Annotated in this window: 19 protein-coding genes; 11 read left to right on the forward strand and 8 right to left on the reverse strand. The window is 72.1% G+C overall.

The genetic code is table 11. The features are described from left to right. The first annotated feature begins 134 nt into the window (after positions 1–134). Positions 135–1409 carry a M14 family zinc carboxypeptidase gene (locus GUY61_RS14710; protein WP_166630598.1) on the forward strand — a complete coding sequence of 425 codons (1275 nt, stop codon included), beginning with the start codon at positions 135–137 and terminating at the stop codon, positions 1407–1409. A gap of 409 nt (positions 1410–1818) precedes the next feature. On the opposite strand, the gene GUY61_RS14715 is transcribed toward GUY61_RS14710, so the two are convergent. Further along, on the reverse strand, positions 1819–2385 hold the full coding sequence (locus GUY61_RS14715; RefSeq protein ID WP_313896666.1) for a DUF1707 and FHA domain-containing protein: 567 nt from the start codon (positions 2383–2385) through the stop codon (positions 1819–1821). Positions 2386–2754: 369 nt separating this feature from the next. On the opposite strand from GUY61_RS14715, the gene treZ reads away from it, so the two are divergent. Further along, entirely contained in the window at positions 2755–4503 is a 1749-nt protein-coding gene (gene treZ, locus GUY61_RS14720; RefSeq protein WP_166630614.1) for a malto-oligosyltrehalose trehalohydrolase, read from the forward strand. A 179-nt stretch (positions 4504–4682) separates the two neighbouring features. Further along, positions 4683–5186 (forward strand): DinB family protein, encoded by a 504-nt coding sequence (locus tag GUY61_RS14725; protein ID WP_166630599.1) that lies wholly within the window; start codon positions 4683–4685, stop codon positions 5184–5186. 13 nt (positions 5187–5199) lie between these two features. On the opposite strand, the gene GUY61_RS14730 is transcribed toward GUY61_RS14725, so the two are convergent. The 4 genes from GUY61_RS14730 to GUY61_RS14745 all read right to left on the reverse strand — a co-directional run bounded on the left by GUY61_RS14730 (position 5200) and on the right by GUY61_RS14745 (position 9244). Further along, complete coding sequence (locus tag GUY61_RS14730; RefSeq protein WP_166630600.1) at positions 5200–6327, reverse strand: aminopeptidase P family protein; 1128 nt, start codon at positions 6325–6327, stop codon at positions 5200–5202. A 107-nt stretch (positions 6328–6434) separates the two neighbouring features. Further along, positions 6435–7664, reverse strand: a complete 1230-nt coding sequence (locus GUY61_RS14735; RefSeq protein WP_166630601.1) for a hypothetical protein — start codon at positions 7662–7664, stop codon at positions 6435–6437. A 34-nt stretch (positions 7665–7698) separates the two neighbouring features. Continuing rightward, positions 7699–8325, reverse strand: a complete 627-nt coding sequence (locus GUY61_RS14740) for a LysE family translocator (protein WP_166630602.1) — start codon at positions 8323–8325, stop codon at positions 7699–7701. Between the two features lie 100 nt (positions 8326–8425). Continuing rightward, entirely contained in the window at positions 8426–9244 is an 819-nt protein-coding gene (locus GUY61_RS14745; RefSeq protein WP_166630603.1) for an L-histidine N(alpha)-methyltransferase, read from the reverse strand. 29 nt (positions 9245–9273) lie between these two features. Between GUY61_RS14745 and GUY61_RS14750 the strand changes: the two genes are divergently transcribed. From GUY61_RS14750 to GUY61_RS14765, 4 genes are all read left to right on the forward strand, one after another. After that, the gene (locus tag GUY61_RS14750) at positions 9274–10785 is read left to right on the forward strand and encodes a PLP-dependent aminotransferase family protein (RefSeq protein WP_166630604.1); all 1512 of its coding nucleotides are present in this window, start codon (positions 9274–9276) and stop codon (positions 10783–10785) included. Between the two features lie 176 nt (positions 10786–10961). Next, positions 10962–11768, forward strand: a complete 807-nt coding sequence (locus GUY61_RS14755) for a VOC family protein (RefSeq protein ID WP_166630605.1) — start codon at positions 10962–10964, stop codon at positions 11766–11768. 432 nt (positions 11769–12200) lie between these two features. Then, a complete protein-coding gene (locus GUY61_RS14760) occupies positions 12201–13118 on the forward strand; it encodes a permease (RefSeq protein WP_398955505.1) in 918 nt (305 codons plus the stop codon). Beyond that, positions 13103–13915, forward strand: a complete 813-nt coding sequence (locus GUY61_RS14765; RefSeq protein WP_208105995.1) for a TIGR03943 family putative permease subunit — start codon at positions 13103–13105, stop codon at positions 13913–13915. Before GUY61_RS14760 ends, GUY61_RS14765 begins: the two co-directional genes overlap by 16 nt. 118 nt (positions 13916–14033) lie before the next feature. Here the strand turns inward: GUY61_RS14765 and GUY61_RS14770 are convergent, their stop codons facing one another. After that, complete coding sequence (locus GUY61_RS14770) at positions 14034–14996, reverse strand: hypothetical protein (protein ID WP_166630606.1); 963 nt, start codon at positions 14994–14996, stop codon at positions 14034–14036. A gap of 945 nt (positions 14997–15941) precedes the next feature. Here GUY61_RS14770 and GUY61_RS14775 point away from each other — a divergent pair. The 4 genes from GUY61_RS14775 to GUY61_RS14790 all read left to right on the forward strand — a co-directional run bounded on the left by GUY61_RS14775 (position 15942) and on the right by GUY61_RS14790 (position 19990). Further along, positions 15942–17237: an ABC transporter substrate-binding protein gene (locus tag GUY61_RS14775; RefSeq protein WP_243766466.1), complete on the forward strand. Its 1296-nt coding sequence runs from the start codon at positions 15942–15944 to the stop codon at positions 17235–17237. Positions 17238–17758: 521 nt separating this feature from the next. Beyond that, positions 17759–18313 carry an ATP-binding protein gene (locus GUY61_RS14780; RefSeq protein ID WP_166630608.1) on the forward strand — a complete coding sequence of 185 codons (555 nt, stop codon included), beginning with the start codon at positions 17759–17761 and terminating at the stop codon, positions 18311–18313. Between the two features lie 64 nt (positions 18314–18377). After that, the gene (locus tag GUY61_RS14785; protein WP_166630609.1) at positions 18378–19409 is read left to right on the forward strand and encodes a LacI family DNA-binding transcriptional regulator; all 1032 of its coding nucleotides are present in this window, start codon (positions 18378–18380) and stop codon (positions 19407–19409) included. Positions 19410–19657: 248 nt separating this feature from the next. Further along, positions 19658–19990 (forward strand): GH32 C-terminal domain-containing protein, encoded by a 333-nt coding sequence (locus GUY61_RS14790; RefSeq protein ID WP_166630610.1) that lies wholly within the window; start codon positions 19658–19660, stop codon positions 19988–19990. Between the two features lie 53 nt (positions 19991–20043). Here the strand turns inward: GUY61_RS14790 and GUY61_RS14795 are convergent, their stop codons facing one another. Then, complete coding sequence (locus GUY61_RS14795; RefSeq protein WP_166630611.1) at positions 20044–21081, reverse strand: LacI family DNA-binding transcriptional regulator; 1038 nt, start codon at positions 21079–21081, stop codon at positions 20044–20046. 371 nt (positions 21082–21452) lie between these two features. Next, on the reverse strand, positions 21453–21953 hold the full coding sequence (locus tag GUY61_RS14800) for a C40 family peptidase (protein ID WP_166630612.1): 501 nt from the start codon (positions 21951–21953) through the stop codon (positions 21453–21455). Between the last annotated feature and the right edge of the window lie 301 nt (positions 21954–22254).

A 22254-nucleotide genomic window follows, 5' to 3' on the forward strand; every position in this document is an offset into this window, starting at 1 on the left:
GGCAAGGGGCGCGAGACCCCGACAGGGGCGCGCGCACCACGGGCGCACGCCCCCGGGCCTCCCGGACAAATGAGGCCGTCTTGACACTGTTACCCCATCCGTGGGCGAATGCCAGACCGGGGGCGGACGAGGGGGTGGGTCAGCTGGCTCAGACGCGCTATCTGACGGGGGACGAACTGGACTCGGCCGCCGAGGAGCTGGTTCGGGGCGCGCCGCCCGGCCTGTGCCGGATCCGGCGTGCCGGCAGTTCGCGCGAGGGCCGGCCCCTGACGGCGCTGTCCGTCGGCCCGTCCGGCGACGGACACCGCAACGTCCTGGTCGTCGCGGGCGCCCATCCGAACGAGCCGGTGGGCGGGCTGACCGCGCTGCGGCTGGCGCGCCGGGTCACCGGCGATCCGGGGCTGCGTTCCCGGACCGTGTGGCACTTCCTGCTGTGCGCCGACCCGGACGGCGCGCACCGCCACCGCTCGCCCGGGCCCCGCGGCCTCCTCGACTACCACCGGCACTTCTTCCGCCCGGCCGGGCCGGAACAGCCCGAGTGGGCACCCTCCCTCCTCTCCCCGGCGGACCTGCCGCCCGAGTCGACGGCGCTGCTGGCCCTCATCGACGAGCTGAGGCCCTTCCTGCAGTGCAGCCTCCACGCCACCGAACTGGGCGGCAGCTGGGTGCAGTTGACACGTGCTCTGCCTGGGCTGGCGGAGCCCTTCGCCAAGTCCGCCGCCGGTCTGGGGATCCCGGTGGAGACGAGTGCCTCGGACGCGGCCCACTGGGAGAGCCCCGGCCCCGGCATCTACGTCATGCCCTCGCCACCCGCGGACGGCCGCGAACGTGTCCCCGACGAGGCCGAGCACAGCACCTGGCACCGTGCCCACCGCTACGGCGGGATGACCGCCGTCGTCGAGGTCCCCATGTGGGCCAGCGATGTCGTCGAGGACACCGGCCCGCACCCCGACCCGCGGGGCGCGCTGGTCGCGCTGGCGGCCCGGCTGCGCGGTGACCGGGAGATCATCTCCGGGCTCCTCGATCAGGCGAGACCGTTCACCGTCACCGGCCGGGACGGACCGCCGCTGCTGCGGGCCGTCGAGTGGACGCTGGCGCTGATGCCGGGGGTGGCGGACGGCTGGGCCGGGGAGGGGTCCCGCCCGGCGACCGAGGCGTATGTCGCCGCGATCGACGCCTTCGGGCGGCGGCTGTCCCTGCGGACGGCGGCCATGCTCGCCCGGGTGCTGGGCGGCAGCAGGACCGGGGAGCGGCTGACGAGCCTGGTCACCGAGTGGTGCGAGGCGTTCGCCGAGCGGTTCGACCCGCGCTGGGTACCCATCGACGACCAGGTCGAGCTTCAGGCCCGTACCGTCGTCTCCGCCTTCGACGCGCTGACCTCCCAGGCCCCCTCCGTCCGGCGCCCGTAGCCCACCCGGCCACCCTGACCACCGCGGCCAGGTTCTGCGGGGCACGCGGACCCGAACCGGCCCACGCACGGCCTGCCCGCGCTTGGCGGAGGACAGGATGGCCCCCTCTGCGCAGGTTCCCTGCGCCCCGGTCAGGAGGAGGGCACGTCCGGCTTCGGCCTCCGCCTGACGTCGGTCACCTTCACGTCCTCCGTCGTCCGGAGCCCCGAACGCTTCGACGATCGCATCCACGCATCGTGCAGGCTGGTGATCACTGCGCACATGAGCACCCGTACTCAGCCGACTGGGCTCGAACGCGCGGGTCCTTTCCGCGTTCGCCGGCCGGCCCGCACTCGGCGGAGGACAGTGCGCACGTCCGGCGACCGGGCGGTCCGCTCGGTGGTGGTTCAAGCCACCCCGGCGGAGGGGATCAGCGTGCGGCCAGCCGGAAGCTCATCTGGCCGAAGCTGACCTGGTCGCCCTCGCGCACCACCGCGGCCCCGGCGACCCGGTGCCCGTTGACGCAGGTTCCGTTGGTGGAGCCGAGGTCGCGGAGCACCCAGACCCCGCCCTGCCGGCTCAGCTGCGCGTGCACCCGGGACACCGTGTCGTGGGTGAGCCGCAGCCCGTTCGCGGGGTCGCGCCCTATGTTCAGCGGGTACTGCCCGGGTGCCGGGAACAGCAGCTTCGGCAGCCGTTCGAGCTGCCAGGCCCTGCGCAGCCGCCCGGGGAAGGAGGACACGGCGCCGACCGCCGCGAACACCCGCCGGGACCAAGGCGCTTCGCGTACGCCGGACAGGTCGGCGGTGAGCGCGGCCAGTTCCTCGGGGCCGCGGGCCAGGAAGACCAGGTTCATCCGCCGGAGGAAGGTGTCGTGGGACAGCTTGCCCTCGGCCGCGCCCTCCCTCAGTGCCTCCAGCACTCGGTCCCGGTCGGCGTCCGACGGGCGCTGAACGACGGCGCCGGTCAGCGTGTGGAATTCGGAAGGCGTGGTCACGATGGTGATTGTCGGGGCCGAGCGGTTCGGGTGTCCAGAAGAGAAGTGCTGTTCGAGCAGCGCCCTGCCCGGAAGGCAGTTGGCAGGTGGGGGCGGGCGGCGGACGCGGCCGGCCGCCGGTCCGCGGCACTGGCCCGCGTGAGGGCCCGCGTGAGGGCCCGCCGGGTACGCGCGTACGACCTCCTCGCCGACCGCACGGGTTTTCTCGTCGAACACGGCGCGGAGCGCGTTGCGGCGCCCACGGACATGGGTACCTTGCCCATGGCCGCGATCTTCGCGAAGGCCCGTTGTCCGGTGATTCAGGAGCGGATCAACCTCGTCCGGAGCAGGATGGGCGGCGACTTCGTACTCATCGCGAGGGGACCGCCAGTGCAGTTCGAGGTGTGGGCACCTGAGACAGACCGGGTCGCGCTCCTGCTCCGGGGCGAGCCGCGTCCCATGGAGCGCGACCCGGAACGCGAGGACTGGTGGACGTCGGAGGCGCAGGCCTCGGACGGCGACCGCTACGGCTTCTCGCTCGACGGCGGCCCGGTGCTGCCCGACCCGCGCTCACGGCGCCAGCCGGACGGCCCCGACGGACAGAGCGCCGTCGTCGACCACCGGCTGTTCGACTGGCGCACGCCGTGGGCGGGGCGCGGCCTGCCCGGCGCGGTCCTGTACGAGCTGCACGTCGGTACGTACACGCCGGAAGGCACCTTCGACGCCGCCGCCCGGAGGCTCTCCCATCTCGCCGAACTGGGCGTCACCCATGTGGAACTGATGCCGGTCTGCCCCTTTCCGGGCACGCACGGCTGGGGGTACGAAGGCGTGTCGCTGTGGGCGGTGCACGAGCCGTACGGCGGGCCGGAAGGGCTGTGGCGGTTCGTCGACGCGGCCCACGCCCTCGGGCTCGGTGTGGTCCTGGACGTCGTGCACAACCACCTCGGCCCCTCCGGCAACTACCTCCCGGTGTTCGGGCCCTACTTCACGGACACCCACCACACCCCCTGGGGCTCGGCCGTCAATCTCGACGCCCCGGGCTCCGACGAGGTGCGGGCCTACCTGCTGGGCAGCGCCCTGGCCTGGCTGCGCGACTACCGGCTGGACGGGCTGCGGCTCGACGCCGTGCACGCCCTGCACGACCGGCGTGCGCTGACCTTCCTGGAGGAACTGTCGGCAGCCACCGACGCGCTCTCCGGCGACCTGGGACGGCCGCTGTTCCTCGTCGCCGAGTCCGACCTCGCCGACCCCCGGCTGATCACCCCGCGCGACGCGGGCGGCCTCGGGATCCACGCCCAGTGGAACGACGACTTCCACCACGCCCTGCACACCGCCCTCACCACCGAGTCCCAGGGCTACTACGCCGATTTCGCCCGCGCCCCGATGGCGGCCCTGGCCAAGACCCTCAGCTGCGGCTTCTTCCACAACGGCACCTATTCGAGCTTCCGGGGGCGGGTGCACGGCAGGCCGCTGGACCGCGTCAGGATCCCCGGCCACCGTCTGCTCGGCTATGCGCAGACACACGACCAGATCGGCAACCGGGCGCACGGCGACCGGCTGTCGGCGACGCTCTCCCCCGGGCTGCTCGCCTGCGCCGCCGCGCTCGTCCTGACCGCGCCCTTCACTCCGATGCTCTTCATGGGCGAGGAATGGGGCGCGCGCACGCCCTGGCAGTTCTTCACCGACCACACCGACCCGGAGCTCGCCGAGGCCGTGCGCAACGGCAGGCGCCGGGAGTTCGCGGCGCACGGCTGGGCCGAGGAGGAGATCCCCGACCCGCAGGACCCGGCCACCCGGGACCGCTCCTGCCTCGACTGGTCCGAGCCCGGCCGCGATCCGCACGCCCGGCTGCTCGCCTGGCACCGCGAACTGCTGGCCCTGCGGCGCGCCCACCCCGACTTCACCGACCCGGACCTGGCTGCGGTGCGGGTCGCCCACGACGAACGGGGCCGGTGGCTGGTCATGCGGCGCGGGGACGTCCGGGTCGCCGTCAACCTGTCGAAGGAGCCCGCGGTGATCCCACTGGGCAGGGACGGCGGCGAGGTGCTGGCGTGCTGGGAACCCGTCGGCGCGCCCGGCCCGGACGGGGAGCTGCACCTGCCGCCGGAGTGCTGCGTGCTGCTCGGCGAGAGCGGCTGAGCGACTGAGCGACTGAGCGGCCGCACGGCTTCGCAGCCGCGCGGCGGTGCGCGAATGCACGGCTGTGCACGACTGCCGTGACGTGGCGGCTACGTGGCGGCCCGGACCCGGCTGCCTCGTACTCGTACGGGCCGTCAATTCGTTCGACATCGGGCCGGGGCTCCGGAATCCTTCACCCGATGACACGGACCGACATGCCTCCCGCGTGGGACGAGCGCGCCACGCTGACCACCTTCCTCGACTACGTCCGGGACACCGTCCGGATCAAGCTCGACGGAGTCTCCCCCGAGGACGCCCGCAGTGCCCCGCTGCCGGGCTCGCCCCTGATGACCCTGTGCGGGCTGGTCAGCCACCTCCGCTGGGTCGAGTACTACTGGCTCCAGGTGGTCTTCCTCGGCGAGGAGGACGAAGGCCCCTGGACGGAGGAGGAGCCCGACCGGGAGATGAGCATGGCCGTCGGCATCCCGCCGGCGCGGCTGCTCCAGGAGTACGAGGAGCAGAGCACCCGGTACCGGGAACTCGTCGCCGCGCACGGCCTGGAGGAGAAGGCGAAGCGCCCCTCCCGGGACGGACGGCATGTGACCCTGCGCTGGATCCTGATGCACCTCATCGAGGAGACCGCCCGGCACAACGGCCACCTCGACATCCTGCGCGAGCTGGCCGACGGCTCCACCGGCGTGTGAGACGCCGGTTCGGCTAGCCGACGACCGCCAGCTCCCGCGCCGTGTTGTTGAGGCGCCGCCCGCCGTCCTCGGTGACGGTGACGATGTCCTCGATGCGCACGCCGAACCGCTCCGGCAGATAGATCCCGGGCTCGATGGAGAAGCACATCCCGGGCACCAGGGGCCGCTCCTCGCCCTCCACCATGTACGGGGGCTCGTGGGTGGTGACTCCGATCCCGTGGCCGGTGCGGTGGATGAACCATTCGCCGTAACCGGCCCGCGTGATGACGGCACGCGCCACCCGGTCCACCTCCTGGCAGGCGATGCCCGGCCGGACCGCCTCGAAGGCGGCCTGCTGGGCCTCCCGTACGACGTCGTGAACGCGCTGTTCCTCCGCCGACGGGGCGCCGACGTGGACGGTGCGGGTGGTGTCGGAGCCGTAGCCGTCCTTCAGACCTCCGAAGTCGAGGACCACCATGTCGCCGTCCCCGATGACGCGTTCGCCCGCCTCGTGGTGCGGGTCGGCGCCGTTGGGGCCCGATCCGACGATGGTGAAGTCCACCTGCGAGTGTCCGTGCTTGCGCAGCAGGGCGTCCAGGTCGGCGGCGACCTCGCTCTCCCGGCGGCCGGCGAAGCGGACGCCCAGGATCTCCTCGTACGTCGCGTCGGCAGCCGCTCCAGCGGCGGCGAGCCGCTCCAGCTCCGCCACGTCCTTGACGGCGCGCAGCATGGGCAGCACGTCGGAGAGCGCCGCGCAGGTGATCCCGGGCAGCTTCCGTTGCAGGCCCAGCAGATGCAGGGCCCAGGTGTTGTCGCTGACCCCGAACCGGCCGCGCGCGTCGAGGAGCGGCGCGGTCAGGGAGTACGGGTCGACGCCGTCCTTCCAGTCGCGCAGGGTCAGCGCGTCCGCTCCGGCCGCCGCGGCGGCGTCGTGCGCCTCCAGCGCGGGCACGACGAGGACCGGGTCCTGTCCGGGGGTGAGCACGAGCAGGGTGAGGCGCTCGGTGTCGGCGGGCGGGCGGTAGCCGGTGAGGTGGGCCATGTCGGGGCCCGGCGCGATCAGCAGTCCTGCCAGCCCGGACTCCGCCGCGGCCCGGACGGCGCGGTCCATCCTGGCCCGGTAGTCCCGGGCGGTGAACGGCGCTGCTGGGATGGTGGACATGGGCCCCTCCGACAAGGCTCTGCGGCGTCCGCCGGGTTCTGGGGCGTCCGCCGGGGTTCTACGGCGTGCTGGGTCCTACAGGTGCTGGGTCCTACGGGTGCTGGGTCCTACGGTGCGTGCTGACCGGACATGCCCATCCTTCCCCGCCAGAGCGCCGGCCGACGCGCGGCCGAGAGAACTCCGCCCATCGCCACGGCGATCCACACCGCGATCGCGGGCCACAGCAGGACCCGGCCCAGCGTCTCCGCCCCGGTGGCCGGAGCCGCCGCCGCGGTCATGGCCAGGGCGAAGGCGGTGACCCAGCGCCCGATGTCGTAGTGCAGGCGCAGCCACAGCGCCTCGCAGCACACCAGGACGACGTACGAGGCGACGGCGAGTCCCAGCAGCACCTCGCCGAGCACACGCAGCGCCACGTGCCCGGAGAGCGCGTCGAGTCCGGCCGCCGTGGTGGCGGCGACGGCCAGGACGGCGACGGTGAGCCACTGTTCGCCCCCGCCCTCGGTGAACCGGCGGGCGTCGAAGGCGCGGGCCAGGCCGTAGCCGTGCAGGAGGACACCGAAGCAGAGCAGCGCCAGTGCGGGCCAGCGTATCCACGCGCTGTCGGTCTGACCGCCGAGGGTGGCCGCCGACAGGGCGAGGCCCTGGGTGGCGAGGGCCCCGGACAGCGCGGTCTCCGGCAGCCCGCGGGCGAGGTGCGGCAGCAGAACCAGCCACAGGACGACGGCTTCCAGGAGGAGGACGGCGGCGACGGCCTGCCAGTCCTGGAGCGAGCAGCGGGTGACGAGGAGCGCGGTCGCGGCGAGCGCGGTGAGCGCGGGCCTGGTGTCGAACGCGCCGTCCCAGGGGTGGCGTACGAAGTGCTCGGCGGTGGTCAGGGCGAGCAGCAGCCACAGGGCGCATGCGAGCACGAGGAGTGGTACGGAGAGCCAGTCGACACCGAGGCCGTGCAGGGCCAGGGAGAGGGCGACGGTGGCGAGGACGGCGAAGCCGGGCGGGTGGTCGGCGCGGCGCGCCTCTCCCGGAGGGCCGGGGCGCGGTGCGGTGCGGACGTCCTGGTGTGGCGAGTGCGCCGCGGCGTCCCGGTCGGGGGCACGGTGGATGTCCCGGTCCGGGGCACGGCCGAGGTCCCCGCGTACACCCCCGCGTATGCCTCCGCGTATGCCCCCGCCCGTGTCCTGGTGTGTGTCCCCGCGTGCGGTCCGGTCCGGCTCCGGCGGTATGCCGAATTCCGGTTCCCGCTGTGCCGCCTCGGGGCGCAGTTCCACGGCCCGGAGGGGCTCCAGGTGCGGTTCCGGGCTGTTCTCCTGGCCCTCGGGGTTCTGGGAGTGCTCGGCCATTTCCCCAGACTGCCCCGGACTTGCCCGCGGCGCATCAGCTCTCCACGGCCATCCGGACCCCGAGCAGCACCAGGACACCGCCGGAGACCTGCTCCAGACGTCTGCGCACGTTCGCCCTGGAGACGAACGCCCTCATACGGCCGATGAACCACACATAGACGGCGTAGTAGCCCACCTCGTAGAGCGCCCAGATCGCGGCCAGTGCCACCATCGAGGGCAGCTGCGGCGCGCCCTCGGGCACGAACTGCGGCAGGAAGGACATCGCGAAGACACCCACCTTGGGGTTGGCGAGGTTCAGCAGCAGCCCGGCGCGGTAGGACTTGGCACCCGAACGGGTCACGGGCTCTGCGGGGAACGCCTCTTCCTCCCCCGCGTGGCCGCGGCGCGCGGCCCGCAGGGTCTGTACGCCGAAGACGACGAGGACCACGGCGCCGGCGATCCGCATGATGTCGTACGCCAGTTCGGAGGCTGCCAGCAGTGCGGTGAGCCCGAAGGCCGCCACCAGGCCCCACACGAAGACCCCGGTCTCGTTGCCGAGCACGGTCAGGAATCCGGCACGCCTGCTCCGCAGCGACTGCCGGATGATCAGCACGGTGCTGGGGCCCGGTGAGGCCGCGATCAGGGTGCAGGCCCCGAGGAAGGCGAGAAGAGTGCTCAGCATGGGGCCATCCTGGGACGGCACCGTGATCGCTTGCCAGGGCTTTTTCGGGTGCTCCTGGCCACGGGGTCCGCCGGCCGGGGGCGGCGGCTCAGGGGGCGGCTCACGGCCGGTTCACGGCATGCGCCTTGAAGAACGTGTAGTGGAAGGTGCCGCCGTCCTCGGCGGTCCTGCGCAGGCAGGCCATGCCCCGGTCCCATGCGGCCGGAGTGGTGAGACCGGCGGCCAGGGCGTCCTCGCGCACGGCGTCAATCATGGCGATGAAGGTGCCCCGGGTGAAGCCCTCGACGAGCTCGGGCCGGGTCCGGTCGGCGTAGACCGTCCGTGGCTCGACCGTGACCTCGCGATAGCCGGCGCCCGTCAGCAGCGGCTCCAGCCTGCGCCCGACCAGCGCGTCGCCCCCGGCGGCCGACTGCAGGCGTATCTGGTGGCCGATCACCGCGCGTGCGTGGGCGCTGTCGGGGTGGAGGAGTGCCGAACCGTGGTCGCCCTCGACGACGGTGACGGTGCCGCCGGGACGCAGCAGCCGCCGCAGGGCACGCAGGGCTCTCCCGGGGTCCCGCAGGTGTTCCAGGACGAAGCAGACGAAGAGGTGATCGAACGAGGCGTCGGCGAAGGGCAGCTCGAACAGGTCGGCGTGGTGCCACTCCACACGCGCCCCGGGGACCTGAGCGGCGACACGGGCGCGGGCCCTGGCCAGCGAGTCCTCCGAGACGTCGACGGCTACGAGGTGCGCGCCAGGGCTGTTCGCGAGCAGGTGCACCGTCTGGGCGCCGACCCCGCAGCCGACCTCCAGCACCCTGCTGCCCGCGGGATGGAACGTGCCGCGGTGGAGCAGCGCGGCCAGCGTGTCCGCCTGGTCGCCGAGGCGGCGCGTCTCCTGCTCCGAGTAGCCGTGTACGTACGTGTCGGTGTGGTCCATGTTCCGACCCTGCACGGCACCATGGTCCGGTGAACAGGTCCAATGGCAGTGCCTCCGACCGGTCCGAAACTCCCGGACCGGCCGGCTCCGACTTCCTGCAGCTGGACACCGGCGAGGCCCCGCCGGGCGGGCTGTCCGACTGGCTGACCGGGCGGCTGCGGCGCGCGATCGCTGACGGCCGGCTGCCGGTCGGCAGCACGCTGCCCGCCGGCCGGGTGCTGGCGGCCGAGCTCCGGGTGTCCCGGGGCGTGGTCACCGAGGCGTACCGGCGGCTGGCCGAGGAGGGGCATGTCGCCGGGCGTGGCCGGGCCGGCACGGTCGTGGTCGCGGCTCCCATCGAGGCGCGGCCGGCGCGCGGACAGGAGGTCGCGTGGCCGCCGTCCGCGCCGGCCCCTTCGCCGGGGGCGGTGTTCGCCGGAGCGCCCGGCACGGACGCCTTCGACGCGCTGCGGGCGGAGCCCGCCCGTATCGATCTCTCTCCGGGCCTGCCCGATCTGACGGCGTTCCCGCGGGCGGCGTGGCTGCGCGCCGAACGCGCGGTCCTGGATGGCCTGTCCGCGTCCGGGCTCGGGTACGGGGATCCGCGCGGCGCACCGGCTCTGCGGCACGCCGTCGCCGACTGGCTGGCCCGCAACCGCGGGATCCGGGCGGAACCCGGGGAGGTGCTCGTCGTCTCGGGCACCGCCCAGGCACTCACACTGCTGGCGGGGGTCCTGCGGGACGACGGGACGAGGGAACTCGCGGTGGAGGACCCCGGATCTCTCGGAGTCCGCCAGCACCTGCGCGGCCAGGGGCTGGCCACGCCACCGGTGCCGGTCGACTCCGAGGGCGTCAGGGTCGACGCGCTGCGCGCGTGCGGTGCGGCGGCCGTGCTGCTGACCCCGGCGCACCAGTTCCCCATGGGCGTGGTGCTGGGCGGTGAGCGGCGGCGCGACCTGATGGGCTGGGCCGGCGAGGGCGGCCTGGTCGTCGAGGACGACTACGACGCCGAGCACCGCTACGACCGGCCCCCGGTGGCCGCGCTGCGGTCTGCACTGGCCGAGCGGGTCTGCTACGTGGGGAGCGTCTCGAAGCTGCTCGCTCCCGCGCTGCGGGTGGGCTGGGTGCTCGCGCCGGCGAAGTACCGTGAGGCGCTCGTGGCCGCCAAACGGTTCGCCGACCTGGGGAACGCGCTGCTGCCTCAGCTCGTACTGGCCCGTCTGATGGACTCCGGCGAACTCGAACGTCATCTGCGGCTGGTACGCGGACGGCACCGTCGCCGCCGGGACGCGATGGTGGCCGCGATCCGCGATCACCTGCCGCGGGCCGTGGTGCACGGCGCCGCGGCGGGACTGCATCTCACGGTCACTTTCGACGCGGGCTTCGCCGACACGGACCTGGCCGCTGCGGCGCTGGCACGGGGTGTGAAGACACAGCCGCTGTCGTGGCACCGGCAGTCACGGGGGCGGCCTGGGCTGGTCCTGGGCTACGCGGCGGGCACGACCACCGGGATCGCGGAAGGCGTGGCCGTGCTCGGCGAGGTGCTGCGGCGCGGGCTGTGAGGGACCGGCGTGACCGTCCGGCGGTCCGCGGCGGTCTGCGGCGGTTTACGGAGGGCCCGCGCGGCCGATCGGGGAGAGGTCCGTTCCGGAGGGGGCCAGCGCGGCCGTTCCGGGGCGCGAGTGTCAGTGACGGATGTCACGCTGGCTCCACAAGGGACGCGTCGAAGGGAATCATCATGATCACCACTGACTTCGTGACCGGTTCACCGAGCTGGCTCGACCTCGGTGCGCCGGACGTCCCGGCCGCTGCCGCTTTCTACGGCGCGGTGTTCGGCTGGGAGCTGAAGACGATGGGCCCGGAGGCGGGTGGGTACGGCATCTTCCGCCTGGGCGGGAAGGCCGTCGCGGCGGTCGGGCAGCTCACCGAGGAAGGCGCGCGCTCGGCCTGGATGCTCTACTTCCAGGTCCCGGACGCGGACGAGGCGGCCGCCACGGTGCAGCGGCTGGGCGGCGCGGTTCGGATGGCGCCGACGGGCGTCGAGGACGAGGGCAGGATGGCGCAGTTCAGCGACCCGCAGGGCGGGCAGTTCGCCGTCTGGCAGCCCGGTGAGTTCCCGGGCCTCGAGGCCGTGGACCTGCCCGACACCCTGTGCTGGACCGAGCTGTACTCCACGGACGCGGCAGGCGCCAAGGAGTTCTACGGCGGGCTGTTCGGCTGGGAGACACAGGACATCCCGCTCCCGGGCGACGGGGGGACCTACTCCCTGATCGGCCCGGCGGGCGCGGGGCAGGAACGCATGCACGGGGGCATCATGCAGCTCCCGGCCGAAGCGCTCACGCTGACCGGCGGCAGGCCGTACTGGCACCCGGTGTTCGCCGTCACGGACTGCGACGCCTCGGTCGCCAAGGTGACCGAGAACGGCGGCAGTGTGCAGATGGGTCCGGAGGACGCCGAGGGCGTCGGCCGGCTGGCCGTCTGCGTCGACCCGTCGGGAGCGGACTTCGTCCTGCTCAACCCGCAGCCGATGCCGCCCGCCGAATGACCGCGCGCCGCACGCCGGTCCCCGCCGCAGACGCGGACGCTGACGCGGACGCGGCGAACGTCTCGTGCGGCGCGAACGCCCGGACGGCGCGGCAGCCGTGGCCCGGCCCGCCGGCAGGGTCCGTGAGGGCGGGTGCGTGGCGGCGGTGCGTGTGTGAGCGTCCGGGGGAATGGCCGCGTGCGTCCGCCTCACGTCGGCGACCCACTGCCGCCAACCCCTCCGGAGCACAGAGGACGCCGTTATCGTGCCCGGGTGAGCACCGAGAAGAGCCTGATCCAGGACCGAACGGGCGGCGTACGCCACCCCGGACCGCCCGCGGGGCCACCCGGGCTGCGGAAACCGCCGCCAGGACCGCCCGTGCCACCCGCGATCTACGACCGGGCGCCGCGCGCGGCCGGCTCACTGGTCGTCTCCGGAGGGGTCTCGCTCGTCCTGGTCGCCGTCCTGGTGTGGGTGCTCGGCTCCGGCGGCCTGCTCACCCACCCCGCGTTCGAGGCCTGGCAGACCATCGCGGTGGCCATCACGGTGCAGGCGCTGCCCTTCCTGCTGCTCGGGACCCTGGTGTCCGGTGCCATCAACGCGTTCGTACCGGCCGGCGCGTTCGGCAAGGTGCTGCCGCGCAGGCCGGCTCTCGCGGTACCGGTGGCCAGTGCCGCGGGCGTCGTGCTGCCGGGCTGCGAGTGCGCCTCGGTGCCCGTCGCGGGCAGCCTCATCAGACGCGGCGTCACACCCGCCGCTGCGTTCGCGTTCCTGTTGTCCGCGCCCGCGGTCAACCCCGTCGTCCTCGTGTCGACCGCCGTCGCCTTTCCCGGCAGCCCCGGGATGGTGGCGGCCCGGTTGGTCGCCTCCCTGGCCACCTCGGCCGTGATGGGGTGGCTCTGGCTGCGCTGGGGACGGGAGGAGTGGCTGCGGATGCCGTCCCGCCGCACCGGCCACCGCGAGGGGCACAGCCGCTGGGAGGAGTTCCGCCTCGGCTTCCGGCACGACTTCCTGCACGCGGGCGGCTTCCTGGTGGTCGGCGCCATGGCCGCGGCCACCTTCAACGTCGCCGTGCCGGACTCCGTCCTCGACGTGTTCGCCGGGTCGCCGTGGCTCTCGGTGCTCTTCCTGGCCGTGCTGGCGATCGTGCTGGCGGTCTGCTCGGAGGCGGACGCGTTCGTCGCCGCCTCCCTGACCGGGTTCTCCCCCACGGCCCGGCTCGCGTTCATGGTCGTGGGCCCCATGGTCGACGTAAAACTGATCGCCCTTCAGGCCGGGACCTTCGGGCGGGCCTTCGCGGTACGGTTCTCGGCCGTGACCGCGGTGACCGCGGTCGTCTGCTGTGTGCTGACGGGATGGTGGCTGCTGTGAGGCGGGGCGCGCAGACGATGGTTCTACTGCTCGTCGGGGCGGGGGTGCTGCGCATCACGCTCTTCGGCGATCTGTATCTGCGGTACGTCAAAGAAGGACTCCGGCCCTACCTGATCGTCGCCGGCGTGCTCCTCGTCGTACTGGGCCTCACGTGCCTGGTACGGGACCGGCGCGGCGCACCCGGCGCCGGCGGCGCGGACGACCACGGGCGCTCCCACGACGCGGACGTGGAAGCGGACGTGGAAGCGGACGTGGATCACGACGACGGCCACGGTCACGACCACGGTGGGAAGGGGCCGCGCGTCGCCTGGCTGCTCATGCTGCCCGCGCTCGCCCTGCTGCTCTTCGCGCCGCCCGCACTCGGCTCGTACACCGCCGCACGCGAACGCGCCCAGACCGTGGCACCGCGCACGGACTTCCCGGCCCTGCCCACCTCGGATCCCGTGCCGCTGACACTCACCGAGTTCACCGCCCGCGCCCAGCAGGACGCCAGGAAGAGCCTCGCGGGGCGCAGCGTGCGGCTGACGGGCTTCGTCACGCCCACGGGCAAGGGCCGGTGGCAGCTGACCCGCCTCGTGGTGAGCTGCTGCGCGGCGGACTCACGGGTCCTCAAGGTCCGGGTGCACGGGGCCGAGGCGCCGCCGGCCGACGCCTGGGTGACGATCACGGGCACCTGGCACCGGCGCGGCACCCTGGGGACGGCGTCGGCGGAGGTGGGCCTGGACGCGGAACGGGTCGAGCGGATCGAGGAACCGCCCAACCAGTACCTCGACGTCCTCCCAGACGGACAGCGCTGAGGGCCGGGCACGGGCACAAGCAGCGCGGAACGGGCCGGGGCTCGGGCGCCGCCCCCGGGCCCGGGCCGAGTCCCGTTCCTGTCCCCGCCCGGCCGCTCCCGGCCGCTCCCGGCCCTGCTCAGTCTTGCCAGTCCCCCTCGTCGCCGTCGCCGACGATACGTTCCAGCAGTTCCTGGAAGTCCTCGTCGACCATGATTTTCAGACCCTCGTCGTCGCGGTCGCTGAGCTGGCTGAGCACTCCCGCGCGCCACCAGTACACGTGCGGGCTGACCGGGCCCACGGCGTCCTCGAAGCCCGCTGCGGCGAAGGCGGCCATGCCGTTGAGGGCGGGGATGATGTCGGCGCCGCGGATCGCGTGGAAGGCCAGCTGGTGCCGGAACGGCATGGCGACGAGGGCTCCGTCGATGCCCAGGTCGCGTCCGGTGACCCGGCGCACGAGCTCGTCGAGGACCAGCACCCGGCTCGCGGTGAAGAACGAGTCGCCCATCACCACGTCGAAGCGCATCCCGTCGGCGCCCTTGAGTACCTCATGGCCCTCGACGGGCAGGGCGCGGAGGTTGCGCAGGGCGTGCGCGCGCAGTTCGTGGATGTCGCCGAGCGGGGACAGCGCATCGTCGGTCAGCATCATCACGCTCTCCGGCAGGTCGAGCGCGATGACCTCCCGCAGTCCGGGGGCGACGTCACGGGCGTGCCGGAAGGCCTCCCTCTCGATCATGTCCTCCGTGATCACCCGGGGGTAGAGCTGCGCGCGGATCTGCTCGGCGGGCAGCGTCTCCAGCGGCGGCGGCCCGTCCATGGCGCGCAGCACCATGCCGACGTGGTCGCGGACGAGCCCGGGCCACGCCTTCGCGCCCCGGGTGTCGTTGTGGCAGACCGCCGCAAGGCTCGCGAGGCCGAACTGGCGGTCCGAGTCGTCGGTGACCATGTCGGCGTAGACGGTGACCTCGAGCCCGTGCTCGGCGAAGGCCGCCCGCACCTGCGAGCGGAAGAGGCGGCCCTCTTCGACGGAGAAGAAGCCGTACTCGGGATCGCGGGGTGTCTCACGGCTGTCCCGCTTCGGCCCCCGACGGAAAATCCCCATCAGCCTCCCCCTTCACGGGTGTTCGGCGCACCCGGTGATCCTATCCGCCGCACGCCCGGCCCATTCGGGCTGTGGGAGGCAACCTTGCTGGTCACGGCCCGTTGTTCAGTGACCGTTGTCACGGCCTCCCGCCCCTGGTTCACAGATCGAGGACTCGGCGCGCAGGGCGGGGCGCTGCATGCCGCGCAGCAGGACCGGCGGAACGGTGGTCTGCCCTGCTGCGTGTGCTGCCGGAGTACGGGACCGAGCGGAGTACGGGACCGAGCGGAGTACGGCCGCCGAAATACGGTTCGCCGAGGCGCCGGTGGGGCCGACCGGCATTGCACCCCCTTCGGCCCCGGACTCCCTGTCCCCGGCTTCGGCACCCGGCGGCGTCCGCGTCACCGTGATTCTCGCCCGGTTCGTGACGCCTACGGGTCGGATTGTCGTCGAAGGCGTGGAGATCGTCCTGGAACCTCAGCCGCCGCCCCTTCCGACTGCCCCTGAGCCGGGCGCCGTGCCCCGCCACCCCACGCGCTGCTCGGGGTGTGCGCGGCCACCCAGGCCCTTGCGGACGTGGACGCCAGGACGCGGGGAAGGGATTCACGGCACGGCACCGCTCTGAGGCGGCCGCGCTTGCACACCCGGGGCGTGCAAACGCGTGAGTTACTGCCGCCCAACAGGTCACCATTACGCAGAAAGCACGTGACGCAAACGCTTGCGCAGAAACCCTCCCTGGCTTAGGTTCGGGCGCACCCCGAACGAGGGCCGGTGTCAGGGACGCGGGGAGCCGCCCACTCGCCATGGCAGGGACCGCCGAAGGCGCGCATGCGCGGCAGTTCCGCTCACGTAACCCCTGCCCACGCCCTTATGCCCCACCGGGGCGCAGTCGGGGAGCATTACTCGCACTACCTGGAAGGCCTGTGCATGTCCACGGCACACAGACGCCGGGCAATACGCCTGCTCATGATCCTTGCGCTGTCGTTCGGGGTCGCAGCCTGCGGCGCGGAGGGAGGTGGGGAGCCGCGAAGTGCGGCCGGAAACGGCAAGGGGGACGTCAGTGTCTGGGCGCACGAGGGTCAGGACGGTGAGAACAAGGCGCTTCGGAAAGCCGTCTTGGCCTTCAACGCTTCACAAAGCGACGTGAGGGTCAGCCTCGAGCTCATTCCCGGTGAGGACTACACCGAGACGATCACCTCGACCGACAGCGCCGACCTGCCCGACATCCTGGAGTTCGACGGACCGACCCTGGCGAACTTCGTCCACAACAAGAAGCTTGCCCCCCTGTTCAAGTACGTGTCGCTCACGACAGTCGCCAACGCCACCGAGGCGGTTCAACTGCAGGGCACGATCGACGGCGAGCTGTACGGGCTGGCCATGTACGACTCCGGCCTCGGCATGTACGGCAATGAGCGACTGCTGGAAGCAGCGGGTATTGACTACCCCAAGAACGCCGAAGAGGCGTGGACGGCTGACACGTTCGCCCAAGTGCTGGCCGAGTTGGCGAGCAAGGATCCGGACGGCAGGATTCTCGACCTCCAGGAGGGCAACGGGCTGGCGACGGAATGGGGCACCTACGGATTCTCACCCATTCTCTGGTCGGCGGGCGGTGGATTGATCGACAGTCGTGGCAGGGCCGGCGGCGTACTCGACAGCGACCCGGTCGTGGCGGCCATGAAGGAGTTCCAGTCCTGGAAGCCGTACGTCGACCCCGACCCCGACGCGTTCGCCGACAGCGACGTGGCACTCAGCTGGGCAGGCCACTGGATGTACCCCGCCTTCCGCAAAGCCCTGGGAGACGACCTGGTGGTAATGCCATTGCCCGACTTCGGCAACGGACCCAAGACCGGGCAGGGTTCCTGGTCCTGGGGCATCGGAGCGGCCACCCGGCACGGCAAGGCGGCGGGCAGGTTCCTCGACTTCCTGCTGAATGACGACAACGTCATGGCCATGACCAATGCCAATGGGGCGCCACCTGGCACTGTGACGGGACTTGAGGAGAGCAGGCTGTACGGCAAGAACGGCCCTCTGAGGCTGTTCACCGAGATGTTGTCCGTCCCCTGCGGAAGCCTGATCACCTACATCGACAAGTCCTGCGTCGCCACCACCCGGCCCCTCACCGCCGAATATCCCAAGGTGACAAGCGAGTTCGGCAAGGCGCTCGAAGCAATCTACTCAGGCACGGACCCGGGCTCCGCGCTTGCCGACGCGGCGCGCGCGATCGACCGGGAACCCACTGAGAAGAGTGCGTCCGGGAGCTGAGCGACCGGACGGTCCGGGGACGGCCGATGCGGACCTTGCACCCAGGCGCGAGGACGCCATACGGCGGGGCCTGCGGCGAAGAGGTTCCAGCGCACCGTCAAAGAGGTGGGGCGAGAACATCGCCGTGGACGGCGGGGCCCGGGCCCCGCACCTGCGCGGGCGCACCGAGGCGCCCGGGGATCCGCCGCTCGGCACCCCTCGGGGTCCGGGGCCGCCTCGGCAGACCCGCCTCCGGTTCCACCGCCGCCCGCCCCGGCACAGGCGGCAGCCGGTAGGACGCGGTCCGGGACGTCCGTGCAGGTCACCGCAGGTCTTGACAATGCACCCCCAGGCGTTGACTCGCTGCCAACTCGAATTTCCAACGGATTGAGCGATCAACGCCAGGTCCGATCGCCGAGGCACTCAGGGTCCGCCGAGACGGAACGGGCCGGAGATCACGCCGCAGCCCACATGGTCCCCGCAGCACAGGAACGGCCGCGGTGTATGCCACACCCCTCACGGCACCCGGAGGAGAGGCACGGATGCCGTACCCGAGCCGCCTCGGCGCCGGAGAGTGTCCCCGTCACAGAGCCCCTGGGAACGTCCCCGCACCGGCACGCCGAGCCGCCGTCGCGCTCCCGGCCCGGGTGGAGCAGGTCCGTACCGTCCGTCGCTTCACCTCACAGACGCTCACCAACTGGGGCCTCGGCGATGACGACCGTGGCGCCGCCGTGCTGATCGTCAGTGAACTGGCCGGGAATGCCGCCCGGCACGGCCAGTCCGACATGGAGATCCTCCTCGCCCTGGCCGGATCCGCCCTCCACCTGGTGGTAGCCGACTCCGGTGGCTCCGCCGGCCCTTCCGCCGACCCTTCCGCCGGCCGGTTCCACGGTCCCGAGGAGCACTACGGCCGTGGTCTGAACATCGTCCGGTCACTCGCCGAGCGGCTCACGGTCCGCCAGGATCCGGAAGGGTGGCGGGGCGGTGTCCTCCTCCGGACCGGTACCGTTCGGGGGAACCACCAGCAGGTCGGCGCGGAGGGCGAGTGGGCCGTCACGGATGTCGTCGCGGAGCAATTCCCCGCCGAGCCCGCATGATCCCTGTCGTACCGCCCGCTGCAAGTCCCGCGTCCAGGCCCGTCCGGGCCGGCAAGGGGGAGCGATGACCACCCGACGGGTCACCCTCGCGGATGTCGCCCGTAAGGCGGGCGTCTCGAGGGCGACGGCCTCCTTCGTGATGGGCGGCCGCAGCGACATGCGAATCTCCGCAGCGACACAGGCCCGCGTGCTCCGCGTGGCCCAGGACCTGGGCTACCGGCCCAACCTCACCGCCCGTGGCCTGCGGACGTCGGTCACGCGCACCATCGGTCTGGTCTCGGACACCATCGCCACCGCTCAGTACGCCGGCGAGGTCATCCACGGCGGTCTCGACGCGGCGTTGGCCAACGACCATCTGCTCCTGATCGCCGAGTCCGCGGGAGACCGGCACGTCGAGGAGCGGTTGCTCGAGGGCATGCTGGACCGCCAGGTGGACGGCATCGTCTACGGGGCCATGTACACCCGTGTGGTGGAGCCGCCGCGAAGTCTCCTCGGCCGACCCGTTGTCCTGCTGAACTGCCTCGCGGAGGGCTTTCCGGCTCCCTCCGTCATCCCCGACGAGGAGGCCGCCGGCCGGACGGCGGCGCAGGCTCTCCTCGACGCGGGCCACCGCGACGCCATCTACGTCGTCGGAGGCCACCACGTGACCTCCCGAACGCCCGACGGGGTCTTCGCCGGGCGAGAGCGCATGTCCGGGATCGAGCATGCCTTGCGTCGCGCGGGCGTTGCCCCGGCCCGCGTCATCGAATGCGCCTGGGCAGTCGAACAGGGATATGAAGAGGTTCGGGCCCTGCTCGCCGGAGGACACCGCCCTCAGGCGATCATCGGATGCAACGACCGGGTTTCGTTCGGCGCATGCCAGGCATTGCAGGAGGCCGGGCTCGACGTGCCCGGTGACGTGTCAGTGGTGTCCTTCGACGACAGCGGCCTCGCGTCGTGGGCGCGTCCGCAGCTCACCAGCATCGCACTGCCCCACTACCAACTGGGCAGGACAGCGGTGGAACTGCTCATCGGAGGTCGCCTCGAACCGGTGGTGCACCGGATCCCCATGCCGCTGCGGGTACGGGCCTCCCTGGCCCGGCGGACGCACCGCTGACCGCCGGAACCGCTTCACGGCCCAGCCGGCCGGCGCACATCCGATCCCGCCCGGACGTTTTTGACGGCAGGATCACTGCCTTCTGTTCCGCCCACTGCGCCGACCGCTGGTAGCAGCCCTCGCCGCAGCCGACTCCGATCCGTCGGGAACCGTCTTCACCAAGCGGCCCGAGCTGCTGGTTCCCCGGCCTCCGCCGGGGGTCACCCTTCCGGGATCCCTTCTTATGGCGGCAGGGCGAGAGATGGAACATGATCGCCGGTGCGGGCTTGCGCGATGGCCGCGCAGCAGCCCTCCTGTACACCGTTGACCGGTCCCACGACGCTCAGGACCCCCGTGCCCACGGCGGCAGGTACAGCGTCCCGCTCCCGGGCGCCGCAGCGGCCGGCGCCTGCGAGGTGCGGATCTTTCTCGACCGTTCTGTCGCCGAGGTCTTCACGGACGCCGGGGAAACCCTCACGGTGCGCTTCTATTCCGGACACGACGCCCCATGGAGCCCGACAGCGCACGGCAACGGCGACGACCGCGTCCGCCTCACGGCAGAAATGCACACCCTGCGCCTGCCGGAAGGCGACGAACGGTGATCGGGTGGTGGACTGCGGCGGTGCGGCCCAGCGGTGTTTCTCTGGAGGGCTGATCACCGAGGCGTACGAGGAGGAACATGCAAGCTGCCCGGCATGCCGACGGACGCCCGTTCACGCAGGAGCATGGGCACGCGGTGCACTGCCGGAGTCAAGTCGCCATTTGCGAGCGCGAGTTGGACGGAAAGCCCGCCGAGTTCATAGTGCGGCAAGGCCAACGTGGTGAGAGCGGGACGGAGCCGCGATGCGATGTCCTGGTCATCGAACGAGACGACCGATACGTCGGCGGGTATACACAGATCTGCCTCGGCGAGTGCCTGGTAGGCCCCGAAGGAGAGCCGGTCGTTGGAGCACACGAGCGCGCGCGGGCGGCGGCCCCGGGCGAGCAGGCCCCGCACTTCACGGTAACCGTCCTCGGTGCTCCATTCGCATTCGATGACGCCTTCCAGGGATGCTCCCGAGGCACGCAGAACCTCCTGCAACCCGCGCATCCGCTCGTTGCCGGCGAAGACGCCCTCGACCGCGTCGGCGATGGCCCTGTGGCCTCCGATCGCCCAGATGCCGTCCCTGTGCCCCGCGGCGACCAGCGCCTGGCCGGCCAATCTGCCGGCCACGATCTCGTCCGGTACGACGGAGGGGGCACCGTAACCCGGAGCGAGGCAGTTCAGTAACACCACTCGGTGGCCGAGGAGTTCCTGTGGCGGCACGACGTAGCGGGTGTACATGGTCGCGTAGATCACCGCCTCGACCTGACAGCCCAACAGGCCGTGAATCATCGCCGACTCCGTGGCGCGGTCCCCGCATGTCTCCGTGATGATCAGCAGGTCACCGTGAGCCCGAGTGGCGTCAAGGGCGCCGCGGATCATCTCGCCCGCGAAAGGCGTGCTGGTGATCGCGTCGGAGAGCAGGCCGATTGTCCGGGTGGGCTTCGCCCGCGCACCGCGCCCGGTGACTTTCGAGCGGTACGACAGCAGACGGGCAGCCTTCAGCACCATGCCCCGGGACGCCTTGGAGATCCGCATCTCGGTCCGGCCGCCGAGGACGAACGACGCAGTGACCTGCGACACGCCCGTCCTTCGGGCGACATCCGCCATCGTTCCCCGGTGTGCAGCCACTACCGGCCCCCGTTGCTAAATCGAATCAGCAGCTTGCCAGAAGAATGAGTGGGCAGGGGCCCCGTGTCAACGTCCGCTGCACACAGAGTGACCCGTTTCGCTCTGAGGCATCCGGCATCCGAGACCAGCGGCCGCCCGGCCCGCGGGCTGCGCTGCACCGGCCAGGACGAGGCCGGGCAGGTCCGTGTCGTGGAACTGCCCGGCCATCCGTTCTTCCCGGCCGCCCTGTCAGCCGGAGCCGCGCCTTCGCCGGGGCCCCGGCCGCTCACGCGGTGGCGGCCGGGGAGCGCGCGGCCCGGGTCGGACCCGGGAAGCGGGTGCGTCGCACCGGGCGCGTCACACCGAGTGCGTCACAAAGGGCGTCCGTAGCGCACGTTGCCGGTCCAGATCCGCTCCAGCCGCACCCGCGATCCGGGGCGCGGGGCGTGCCAGATCCTTCCGTGGCCGGCATAGATGCCGACGTGCCCCACGGTGCCGCCGCGAGGGAAGAACACAAGGTCTCCGAGGTGCCGGCGGTCGCCGTGGACGGGGCGGGAGCGCCGGTACTGCTGGGCCGCGGTGCGCGGCAGGTGTTTTCCCGCCTTGCGGAAGGAATACAGGGTCAGTCCCGAGCAGTCGAACCGGTCGGGGCCGGTCGCCCCGTACGCGTACGGCGCACCGCGCTTGGACGCGGCCACCGCCACCGCTTTCACCCCGTAGTACCCCGCTGCGTGACCGTGGGCATGGGCAGCGGGCACGTTCAGAGCGCCGATGGCCAGCACTGCCGAGAGCAGCGCGACGGCCCGTGCGAGGCGCCGGGCCGGGCAGGGTTTTCGCGGCCGCCTGCGGGCTCTGGTCCAGGTTCCGGACATGGTGAAACCTCCGCATCGGATGAGGGGAGCCAGACACTGGTCGGACATTGTGCAATTCCCTGTCTTCGATTCCTTCGGCTCCCCGCACCCCCCACTTCAGAGAATCGGCGCGTTTTCCGCTCTATACGGCCGCCGATTTTTCTTCGCATTCACCCTGATTACGTAGCGGAACACAGAGTATTCCGTCGGGATTCTCAACACATTCACGATTCGTATTCAGAACCTATTTTGCGGACTTTCCCGCCCTCCCGGTCCTCGCCGGAGGGAGGTCACCTTCCCGGCCCCGGCGCCAAGCCGCCGG

It is taken from the genome of Streptomyces sp. GC420 (genome assembly GCF_009916105.1).
Classification (GTDB): Bacteria; Actinomycetota; Actinomycetes; order Streptomycetales; family Streptomycetaceae; genus Streptomyces.

Excerpts from the sequence above, each read along its gene's own strand:
- GUY61_RS14725 (WP_166630599.1), top strand. The coding sequence starts at position 4,683 with ATGACACGGACCGACATGCCTCCCGCGTGGGACGAGCGCGCCACGCTG.
- GUY61_RS14730 (WP_166630600.1), bottom strand. The coding sequence starts at position 6,327 with ATGTCCACCATCCCAGCAGCGCCGTTCACCGCCCGGGACTACCGGGCC.
- GUY61_RS14735 (WP_166630601.1), bottom strand. The coding sequence starts at position 7,664 with ATGGCCGAGCACTCCCAGAACCCCGAGGGCCAGGAGAACAGCCCGGAA.
- GUY61_RS14740 (WP_166630602.1), bottom strand. The coding sequence starts at position 8,325 with ATGCTGAGCACTCTTCTCGCCTTCCTCGGGGCCTGCACCCTGATCGCG.
- GUY61_RS14745 (WP_166630603.1), bottom strand. The coding sequence starts at position 9,244 with ATGGACCACACCGACACGTACGTACACGGCTACTCGGAGCAGGAGACG.
- GUY61_RS14755 (WP_166630605.1), top strand. The coding sequence starts at position 10,962 with ATGATCACCACTGACTTCGTGACCGGTTCACCGAGCTGGCTCGACCTC.
- GUY61_RS14765 (WP_208105995.1), top strand. The coding sequence starts at position 13,103 with ATGGTGGCTGCTGTGAGGCGGGGCGCGCAGACGATGGTTCTACTGCTC.
- GUY61_RS14770 (WP_166630606.1), bottom strand. The coding sequence starts at position 14,996 with ATGGGGATTTTCCGTCGGGGGCCGAAGCGGGACAGCCGTGAGACACCC.
- GUY61_RS14775 (WP_243766466.1), top strand. The coding sequence starts at position 15,942 with ATGATCCTTGCGCTGTCGTTCGGGGTCGCAGCCTGCGGCGCGGAGGGA.
- GUY61_RS14780 (WP_166630608.1), top strand. The coding sequence starts at position 17,759 with ATGCCGTACCCGAGCCGCCTCGGCGCCGGAGAGTGTCCCCGTCACAGA.
- GUY61_RS14785 (WP_166630609.1), top strand. The coding sequence starts at position 18,378 with ATGACCACCCGACGGGTCACCCTCGCGGATGTCGCCCGTAAGGCGGGC.
- GUY61_RS14790 (WP_166630610.1), top strand. The coding sequence starts at position 19,658 with ATGATCGCCGGTGCGGGCTTGCGCGATGGCCGCGCAGCAGCCCTCCTG.
- GUY61_RS14795 (WP_166630611.1), bottom strand. The coding sequence starts at position 21,081 with ATGGCGGATGTCGCCCGAAGGACGGGCGTGTCGCAGGTCACTGCGTCG.
- GUY61_RS14800 (WP_166630612.1), bottom strand. The coding sequence starts at position 21,953 with ATGTCCGGAACCTGGACCAGAGCCCGCAGGCGGCCGCGAAAACCCTGC.